We start from the raw sequence: 382 nt of genomic DNA, 5'->3' as shown, positions 1-382 counted from the left end.
ATGCGTTCACGGACCGCCACAAATCGCTACGCTGGCGGATCATCAACGCTGCGGCCCGCCTTCTTTATGCCGCAAGCCTGCGCGGCGCCACGACGGTAACTTTCCAGAACGAGGACGATCGAGATGATTTCCGTCGCCTGGGGCTCCTCGGGCGGACCCCAGCCAGTGTCGTCAACGGTTCAGGGGTCGACCTGGATCGTTTTAGGGTTGTGCCACTGCCGGAGCAGCCGCGATTTCTTATGATCGCCCGCCTGCTTCGCGACAAAGGCCTTGCCGAATACCTGGGTGCCGCGAAACTGGTGAAGGCGGTCCGGCCGGAGGCTCGCTTCGACCTGGTCGGTGATACGGATCCAAATCCCGCAGGATTTCCGGTCTCGGAGGT

General features: G+C 62.3%; 1 pseudogene. It reads left to right on the top strand.

Features of this window, described 5'->3' with window-relative positions:
* Positions 1–382, top strand: a pseudogene (locus tag EN780_RS39660) (glycosyltransferase family 1 protein); the annotation flags it as partial.

Origin of the sequence: Mesorhizobium sp. M4B.F.Ca.ET.089.01.1.1 (assembly GCF_004022605.1) — a bacterium.
Classification (GTDB): Bacteria; Pseudomonadota; Alphaproteobacteria; order Rhizobiales; family Rhizobiaceae; genus Mesorhizobium; species Mesorhizobium abyssinicae.
This window is presented reverse-complemented; position numbering and strand designations above follow the sequence as displayed.